This window comes from Curtobacterium flaccumfaciens (assembly GCF_004361695.1).
Taxonomy (GTDB): domain Bacteria; phylum Actinomycetota; class Actinomycetes; order Actinomycetales; family Microbacteriaceae; genus Curtobacterium; species Curtobacterium flaccumfaciens_B.
In genome coordinates, this window is record NZ_SNVW01000001.1 from 586641 (window position 1) to 595169 (window position 8529).

Annotated in this window: 9 protein-coding genes; 5 read left to right on the top strand and 4 right to left on the bottom strand. The window is 71.1% G+C overall.

What is annotated here, in order from left to right; translation table 11 throughout:
• Positions 1 to 4 precede the first annotated feature (4 nt).
• The 3 genes from EDF64_RS02680 (at position 5) to EDF64_RS02690 (ending at position 1713) form a co-directional block, all read left to right on the top strand.
• A complete protein-coding gene (locus EDF64_RS02680) occupies positions 5 to 760 on the top strand; it encodes a hypothetical protein (protein ID WP_133518520.1) in 756 nt (251 codons plus the stop codon).
• 86 nt (positions 761 to 846) lie between these two features.
• Entirely contained in the window at positions 847 to 1122 is a 276-nt protein-coding gene (locus EDF64_RS02685; RefSeq protein ID WP_133518521.1) for a DUF3072 domain-containing protein, read from the top strand.
• 150 nt (positions 1123 to 1272) lie between these two features.
• On the top strand, positions 1273 to 1713 hold the full coding sequence (locus tag EDF64_RS02690; protein WP_133518522.1) for a DoxX family protein: 441 nt from the start codon (positions 1273 to 1275) through the stop codon (positions 1711 to 1713).
• Between the two features lie 84 nt (positions 1714 to 1797).
• Here EDF64_RS02690 and EDF64_RS02695 read toward each other — a convergent pair whose 3' ends face one another.
• Positions 1798 to 2919 carry an NAD(P)-binding domain-containing protein gene (locus tag EDF64_RS02695; RefSeq protein ID WP_133518523.1) on the bottom strand — a complete coding sequence of 374 codons (1122 nt, stop codon included), beginning with the start codon at positions 2917 to 2919 and terminating at the stop codon, positions 1798 to 1800.
• 158 nt (positions 2920 to 3077) lie between these two features.
• Between EDF64_RS02695 and EDF64_RS02700 the strand changes: the two genes are divergently transcribed.
• Complete coding sequence (locus EDF64_RS02700) at positions 3078 to 3299, top strand: DUF3073 domain-containing protein (protein ID WP_070417000.1); 222 nt, start codon at positions 3078 to 3080, stop codon at positions 3297 to 3299.
• Positions 3300 to 3525: 226 nt separating this feature from the next.
• Here the strand turns inward: EDF64_RS02700 and EDF64_RS02705 are convergent, their stop codons facing one another.
• Both EDF64_RS02705 and purM read right to left on the bottom strand, forming a co-directional pair.
• Complete coding sequence (locus EDF64_RS02705) at positions 3526 to 5643, bottom strand: acyltransferase family protein (RefSeq protein WP_166645571.1); 2118 nt, start codon at positions 5641 to 5643, stop codon at positions 3526 to 3528.
• A gap of 60 nt (positions 5644 to 5703) precedes the next feature.
• Positions 5704 to 6807 (bottom strand): phosphoribosylformylglycinamidine cyclo-ligase, encoded by a 1104-nt coding sequence (gene purM / locus EDF64_RS02710; protein ID WP_133518525.1) that lies wholly within the window; start codon positions 6805 to 6807, stop codon positions 5704 to 5706.
• Positions 6808 to 6879: 72 nt separating this feature from the next.
• Between purM and purF the strand changes: the two genes are divergently transcribed.
• Positions 6880 to 8337: an amidophosphoribosyltransferase gene (gene purF, locus EDF64_RS02715; RefSeq protein WP_133518526.1), complete on the top strand. Its 1458-nt coding sequence runs from the start codon at positions 6880 to 6882 to the stop codon at positions 8335 to 8337.
• Positions 8338 to 8425: 88 nt separating this feature from the next.
• Here the strand turns inward: purF and EDF64_RS18655 are convergent, their stop codons facing one another.
• Entirely contained in the window at positions 8426 to 8524 is a 99-nt protein-coding gene (locus tag EDF64_RS18655; protein WP_432207010.1) for an IS3 family transposase, read from the bottom strand.
• Positions 8525 to 8529: the final 5 nt, after the last annotated feature.

The window sequence follows — 8529 nt, forward strand, 5'->3', positions numbered from 1 at the left end:
CGTCATGACGATCTCCGACCTGCGCACCTTCGCCACGTTCGACGGGCACGGCGGCAAGGTCTCGAAGCGCGTCGAGGTGCTCGACCACGAACCCCCGGTCGGCGGCCCGTACGAGGGCCTCGTCGCCGTCCGCGGCGAACACCCGCTCGGCGCCATCGACGAGCGCGCCGCCGACGAGTCGGCAGCGCTGTCACGCGGCGCCGCGAGCATCGGCTGGGTCGACCCGGCCACCCTGCGTGACTGGTACCGGCCGGACCGCGTCGTCGTCTCCCGTCTCGAAGCGCGTCGGTCCGGCATCGAACCGGGCACGTACGCCGATTCGCGCGGTCGCGGACGGGTCCGGATCGACGGCCTGGAGGCACGGCTCGCCCCCGACGGTCGGCCCGCGTTCCGCGCACTGGCCGGGTCGGCCGACGCCCCGGTGGCCGCCGTCCCGCTGCCCACCGACCAGGCGGTGCGGCTCGTGGCGGTGCGGCCCGTCGAGGAGGGGCTCGAGATCGTCACCACCCCGGTGTCCCCGTTCCTGTCGCCCGGCCGGTACCCGGAGTTCGGCGACGACGTCGTCGGGCTGCCCCCGCGCCCCGCTACCGGGTCCGTGCAGGTCAGCGCCGCCGTCCTGATCGACGGTGAGCTCCACGACGTCGACCGCATCGACGAGCGGGCGGCGACGATCTGGATCCGCCGGGGCGACCGGGTCGTGCCCATCGCGGTGAGCTCGGTCGGCCCGGACCTAGTGCGGTACACGGCTGTCCCTGCCTGACCCGGTCCGCTCGGGGTTCCGGCTCGCTCGATCGGGGGACGCCGCGGTGGATGTCCCGGTCGGAGGTGCGGCGTAGCGTCCACGCCATGAGCGACGCAGACCTGAACCCGACCCCGCCGACCGGCGACGACGACGCACCGGAGACCCTCGGCGGCCCCCGCCCCGACCCCTCCACCACCGCCAGCAAGGACCCGGAGGACTGGGTCACCGGCGACGAGCCGATGACCGGCCCGCAGCGCAGCTACCTCGACACCCTCGCTCGCGAGGCCGGCGAAGAACTCCCCGCCGACCTCAGCAAGGCCGAGGCCTCGGAGCACATCGACCGCCTGCAGCAGCAGACCGGGCGCGGCGCCGGTTCCTGAGCCACGCTCCACTCGACGCGGACCCGCAGCTCGTTCCCTGAGCGCGGGTCCGCGTTTCGGTGGACCCGGGCCTGGGCATGTCCTGGTGATGTCCGAGCAGTCCCCCGAACGAGGGTAACCGATGACGTGTCACCGGTTAGCTTCGGCGGCATGCGAACGACATCGACCTCCATCGGCCTGACCGCGCTCCGCATCGTCCTCGGCGTGGTGTTCATCGCCCACGGCGCCCAGAAGTTCACGCAGGGCATCCCGAACGTGGTGCAGGGCTTCTCCGGCATGGGCGTCCCCCTCGCAGAGGTGGCAGCACCCCTCGTCGCCGGGCTCGAGCTCGTCGGCGGCGTCCTGCTCGTGCTCGGGGTCGCGACCCGCATCGTGGGCGCCCTGCTCGCGGTGGACATGGTCGTCGCCGGCCTCCTCGCGCACACGTCCGCGGGCTTCTTCTCGCAGGACGGCGGCTTCGAGTACGTGCTCGTGCTCGCCGTGGCGTCCCTGGCGGTGGCGTTCACCGGGCCGGGGCGGTTCTCGCTCGACGCCGTGGTGCTGCGGGCGTCCCGCCGCCGTCGTGGCGTCGAGGATCCCCTGCCCGCCTGACCCCGCCTGACCCGCCCGCGCCTCGCACGGTGCCCCTTCGCACCGTGCGGGGCCCGCACCCGCCCCCGCTCACGTGCTGCGAGGTCAGGCGCCGCCCAGCGCGTCCATCACCTGCCGGGCGATCCGCCGCCCCGCACGATTCGCCCCGATCGTCGAGGCCTGCGGCCCGTACCCGGCGAGGAACAGCCGCGGCTCGTCGACCGACCGACCGTCCTCGACGACGATCCCGCCCGCCGCGGTGCGCAGGTGCAGCGGGGCGAGGTGCCGCAGGTCGGCCCGGAAGCCCGTCGCCCAGATCACCGCGTCGGCGTGCACGTGCTCGCCGTCGGCCGTCACGACCCCGGTCTCGTCGAGCCGGACGAAGACGGGCGAGTCGCGGAGGACCCCGCTGTCGATCCCGGCCCGGATGCGTCGTGACACGGGGACACCGGTGCCGCTGACGATGCTCGGCAGGGTCTCACCGGCAAGGGCGGCCCGGTCCTGCTCGTCGACGGCCGCCACCGCGGACTCGACGTCGAGTGCCCCCGACTCCGACCACTCCACCGGGCGTCGGGTGAACCACCGCGTCCGCGCCGCGACCCCGTCCAGCTCGAGCAGGAAGCCGATCGCGCTCGTGCCACCGCCGACCACGACGACGTCCTGCCCGGCGAACTCGGCGGCCGTGCGGTACTCGGTCGTGTCGAGCTGCCGGCCGCGGAAAACGTCGCGACCGGGGTACCAGGGCACGAACGGGGTGCCCCACGTGCCGGAGGCGTTCACCACGACGTCGGCCGCGATCCGGCTCGGGTGACCGTCGGCGGTCTGCATCGTGACGCAGAGCCCGGCCGCGCCGCCGTCGATGCGTGAAACGGACGACACCGCGACCGGTCGCCGGACCCGCAGGTCGTAGTGCTGCTCGAAGCGGCGGTAGTACTCGCCGACGACGTCACGCGCGGGCCTGGCACGGTCGGCGTCGTCGAAGCGCAGGCCCATCGCGTTCATCCCGGGCAGGTCGTGCACCCGGTGCGCTGCGCCGAGCCGGAGCGCCTCCCAGCGGAACTGCCACGCCCCGCCGGTGCTCGGAGCACGGTCGAGGAGCACCAGGTCGCTCCCCGGCGTCAGACCGAGCCGACGCAGGTGGTATCCCACGGAGAGACCGGCTTGTCCGGCCCCGATCACCACCACCCGGGCGTGCTGATCGACTGGGTCCAGGGCGTCGTCTGTCATCACTTCGATTCTGCTGGGGGCGGGGCCGTCGCGGCGACGTCCAGATCGGGGTACATGGTAGAGTGATCGGCAGATTTCCAACCACGAAACCGTTCGGTTCCCCGGGTGACTCCTCGCCCGCCAGGACCGGACCAGAGCCGATCACGAGGGGGTCACGCATGGGGCGCGGCCGTCAGAAGGCAAAGCACACCAAGGTCGCCCGGGAGCTGAAGTACTTCAGCCCGGAGACGAACTACGGTGCGCTCGAACGCGAGCTCTCCGCCGGGCAGCACTCGGACGAGAACTCCTACGTCGACCGCTGGGCAGACCAATACGGTGATGACCAGCTCGAAGAGGACGACGAGTTCGAACCACAACAGGACCAGAACAAGTCCGCCTGACCCCGGCTCACCGTCGACGCCGCGCGCCACTTCGGCAGCGCGGCGTTCTCGTGTGTGCGGCGTGCTCGTGTGTGCTGCGTTCTCGTGTGTGCGGCGCACCGTCGCCATCAGGCTGGGCTTCCGGCCGATCCACCATGACCGCCCCCGCAGCGCGACGGAGCCGGACCGGACCGGACCGGACCGGACCATGGTCTCGCGGCGCTCGGCTCGGGCCGCGACCAGACCCTCAGTGCTCGTCGCTCACCAACGCCTCTCGCAGCAGCGCGCTCATCGAGCGTGCCGTCCGAGCCGTGAGGTGCGACCGATCAGCGCGCACGAGCGTGTCCCCGATGAACGCCGGGCACACTCCGTCAGCGTCACAGAACCACGGCGTCACGTCCACGCACTCGACATCGCCGCCGACGCAGCTCGCCCGGACTTCGTCCCGCGGCAGCTCGGTCTCGCACCGTTCCGGACCGCCGACCCGCACGGCGCAGTCGCTCGTGTGCGCACCGTGCGGCGACGGTCCGAGCACGACGACACGGTCGGCGAGCCGCCGGTACTGGTCGACACCGTCCGACACCGCGGCGCTCCACTGGCGGGCAAAGGCCGCTCGTCGTTCGGACGGGAGCTGGCGGACCCGCTCGCTCCAGGTCTCCCCGCCGGCAGAGAGGACGACCAGGTCGGCCTCGGCTCCGGCCGCCAATGCCAGCCCGGCCTGCCGTGACGTGGAGCACGTGGAGGACGGTGCATCTCGGGCTGCGGGGACGGCGAACGGCGAGCAGGCAGAGAACGCCAGGGTCCGGACGCGCCACCCGAGCGGGACGAGGGCGTCGACCACCCCTGGCGCCCACGCCGTCGCGGTCGAGTCTCCGATGAGCAAGGCGGTGTGCGCGGCGGTCGCCGGCCCGGCATCGCACGGGAGCGCTTCAGCGAGGACGGTTCCGTCCGGGTACCGACAGCCGGCGACTTCGTCGAACTCATCGGCGATCGTCGTCGTGAAGGCCCGGTCGAGCGACGGCTCGAGGGCACTCGGCCATCGCGGTGCTGCCAGGGCCGCGTCGACGGCACGGCGCACTTCGACGTCGTCGGCCCACTCCCGCGTCGGCGACGGACGGACATCCCCCACGACCGCGGCCACCGCGGCCGTCAACCGGGCACTCCCCGGAGACGGGACCGCCGCCGATGCGCCGATGAGCACGAGGAACACGGCTGTGATCGCTGCGGCTCGGATTGTCCGGCGCCGCGACGAGCGCCGCAGCGCCAGCACGGCTCGGAGCGGCCGGTGTCCGCCCGCGGTCCAGCCCCGCAGCCAGCCGCTGCGCAGCACAGGCGTCTCGATCCACCGCGACGTGAGGTCGGCGAGCAGGACGGAGAGCGCCGCCGCCACGACGAGGACCGTGGTGGACCGACCGTAGGCGACCGGGAGCAGGATCGCCACCGGGAAGTGCCAGAGGTAGAGCGGGTACGAGATCCGACCGAGGTACCGCGTCGGCGGGATGGTCAGGAGTCGACGGGGCACGCCTCCGTGGATGCCGAACGTGACGAAGAGCGCCGCGCCGAGCACGCTCGGGACCGCACCAGGCCAGGGGAACCCGATCGACGGATCGAGCCAGAACGCCGACCCGACGAGTACCAGGAACCCCGCGGACCCGACCGCGGTCCGGACACGGACGTCGATGCGGTCGATCGAGGCAGCAAGGGCTCCGCCGATGATCCCGGGGATGAACTCCCAGCTCCGGGCGACGGTGTCGAAGTACGCGGCGTCCGGCGCGCTGGCCGTGCGCCATGCCGAGTAGACCGCGGTGAGGACGAGCGCGACGGCCGCGACCGCCACGACGCGGGCGACGATCCGACGGCGAGCGCCCGAGCGGACCCGCAGGGTCGCCAGGACGACGAGCAGGGGCCACACGAGGTAGAACTGCTCCTCCACCGAGAGCGACCAGGTGTGCTCGAGCGGGGAGGGAGTCCCGCTCGGCTCGAGGTAGGAGTGCTGCTCGGCGATGAAGTGCCAGTTGGCGACGAGGCCGAGCGCGCTCATGCCGTCCCCGGCGACGACGATGGCCCGCGGAAGGTACCAGATGAGCGACGAGACCAGCACCGTGGCCACGATCACGACGATGGCCACCGGAGCGATGCGTCGGACCCGTTTGGCGATGAACGCGACCATCGACACCCGCCCCGTGCGCGTCCGCTCGTCGACGAGCTGCCGCGTGATCAGGTACCCGGAGATCACGAAGAACAGATCGATGCCCACCGGCCCGCCGATGGGCACGCCCCACAGGTGGTAGACGACGATCAGTGCCGCGAACCATCCTCGCGCTGCGAGGATGTCGTCACGGAAGTCGGTGGAACGGTTGCGCACACGAGAACAGTACCGACCAATACATCACGTACAGAATCTTCTGTACACAACATGTGGAAATCAGCTTGCGTAGGCCCCCACGAGCCGCACCGCGCCGCCGTCCACGCCCTTCGCGCCTTGCTCGAACCCGTCGAGGTCCCGAGCGGACGTCGCGATCGTCCCGACGCTCCACGACGCGAGCCCCGCGGCGCCGAGCGACGCGATGACGTCCGACGCGGCAGCGGCCGAGACGACGGCGAACATGCCGATGCCGAGGTTCCACGTGCCCTCGGTGTCCTCGATCGGGGTCCCCGCCATGTCGGCGAGCACCCGGAACACGGGCAGGGGCTCCCACGTGGAGCGGTCGACCTCGACCCAGGACCCGACCGGCAGCACGCGTGCCAGGTTCGCCGCGATGCCACCACCCGTGACGTGCGAGAGCGAGTGCACGGCGCCCGGGTGCTGCTCGATGAGCGACAGCAGCGGTGTCGTGTAGAGGCGCGTCGGCTCGAGCAGGGCTTCCCCCACCGAGACGCCCGCGCCGCCGAGCTCGGGCAGCGAGTCCGTGTACCCGACGCCGCGCTGGCCCAGGATGTGGCGGACGAGGGAGTACCCGTTCGAGTGCAGCCCCGAGGACGCGATCGCCACGACGACGTCGCCGTCCTGCACGAGGTGCGCACCGAGCTGCGACCCGGCCTCGACCGCGCCCACGGCTGCACCGGCCACGTCGTAGTCGTCCGGCCCGAGGAGTCCCGGGTGCTCGGCCGTCTCGCCACCGACCAGCGCCGTGCCGGTGTCGGCGCAGCCGCGGGCGATCCCGGCGACGATGTCGGCGATGCGCGCGGGCACGACCCGGCCGCAGGCGATGTAGTCCGTCATGAAGAGCGGCTTCGCACCCACCACGACGATGTCGTCGACGACCATGCCGACGAGGTCCTGCCCGATGGTGTCGTGCTTGTCGATCGCCTGCGCGATCGCGACCTTCGTGCCGACGCCGTCGGTCGAGGTCGCGAGCAGGGGACGTTCGAAGTCCTTCAGGAACGAGACGTCGTACAGTCCGGCGAAACCACCGACACCGCCCAGCACGGACGTGTTGTGGGTCGCCGCGACGGCGGACTTCATGAGCTCGACCGCGAGGTCACCGGCAGCGGTGTCGACGCCGGCCTCTGCGTACGGGTTGGGCATGCGTAGTCCTCCGCTAGGGCATGGCAGACTTGTTCGGTACCACCCGATTCTACGGTCTGGAGCACACCGCGAATGTGCGGCATCGTCGGCCTCGTTGCGCAGGGGCCCGCAAACCAATCCATCTACGACGCTCTGCTCCTCCTGCAACACCGGGGACAGGACTCGACGGGCATCGCCACGGTCGAGGGTCACATCCACCACATGCACAAGACCCGTGGTCACGTGCGGGAGTCCTTCCGCACCCGTGACATGCGTGCCCTCCTCGGCACGATGGGACTCGGGCACGTCCGGTACGCCACGAAGGGTGCCGCCAGCAACGAGGAAGAAGCCCAGCCGTTCTACGTGAACGCGCCCTACGGCATCGTCCTCGTGCACAACGGGAACCTGACGAACACGCGGGAACTGACGCGTGAGCTCTTCGACATCGACCGTCGGCACCTCAACACGTCGAGCGACACCGAGCTGCTGGTGAACGTGCTCGCGCACGAGCTCCAGGGCCAGGTGCGCGGCAAGGACCTCGACCCCGGGCAGGTGTTCGACGCCGTCGAGCGCGTGCACGAGCGGGTCGAGGGCTCGTACGCCGCGATCGCGACCATCGCCGGGCACGGTCTGCTGGCGTTCCGCGACCCGTTCGGCATCCGGCCGCTCATCCTCGGGCACAAGTTCGACGACGCCGGCAAGTCCGAGTGGGTCGTCGCGTCCGAGTCGCTCGTGCTCGAGTCCGGCGGCTACGAGATCGTCCGCGACGTCGCCCCCGGCGAGGCCGTGTTCATCGAGATGGACGGCACGATGCACGCCCGGCAGTGCGCGAGAAACCCGCGCCTGGTGCCGTGCTCGTTCGAGTACGTCTACCTCGCCCGCCCGGACTCCGTCATGAACGGCATCTCGGTGTACGACGCCCGGCTCCGGCTCGGCAACCGCCTGGCCGACACGATCGCCCAGTACGCGCCGACCGGTGACATCGACGTCGTCATGCCGATCCCGGACTCGTCACGGCCCGCGGCGATGCAGGTCGCCCGGAAGCTCGGCATCGAGTACCGCGAGGGCTTCTACAAGAACCGCTACGTCGGCCGCACGTTCATCATGCCGGGGCAGGCGGAGCGCAAGCGTTCGGTGCGCCAGAAGCTCAACGCGATGTCGTCAGAGTTCAAGGGCAAGAACATCCTCATCGTCGACGACTCGATCGTGCGCGGCACGACCAGCAAGGAGATCGTCGAGATGGCCCGGGCAGCCGGCGCGAACGAGGTCACGTTCACGAGCGCCGCTCCCCCGGTCCGCTACCCGCACGTGTACGGCATCAACATGCCGACCCGCGCGGAGCTCATCGCGCACGACCGGAAGATCCCGGAGATCAACAGGGTGCTCGGCAGCGACCACCTGATCTACCAGGAGATCGGCGACATGCGCGACGCGATCATCGAGGGGTCCGACGTCACCGACCTCGAGATGAGCTGCTTCACCGGCGAGTACGTCACGGGCACCGTGAGCCCGGAGTACCTGTCCTGGGTCGAGGCGAACCAGCTCAGCTGAGCGGGGGTCGCGAACGCGACCACACGACGGCCTGGAGGCGCGGTGCCAGCTGTGAACTGGTCCCGGTTTGTTGGACCGTGAAGTCAGGTTAGGCCGAGAGGGCGTGAGCTCGGTATTGAACCGGGCTCATGCCCTCGAGTCGTGCCTGGGAGCGGTCGGTGTTCCACCAGGTGATGTAGTCGTGGATCGCGG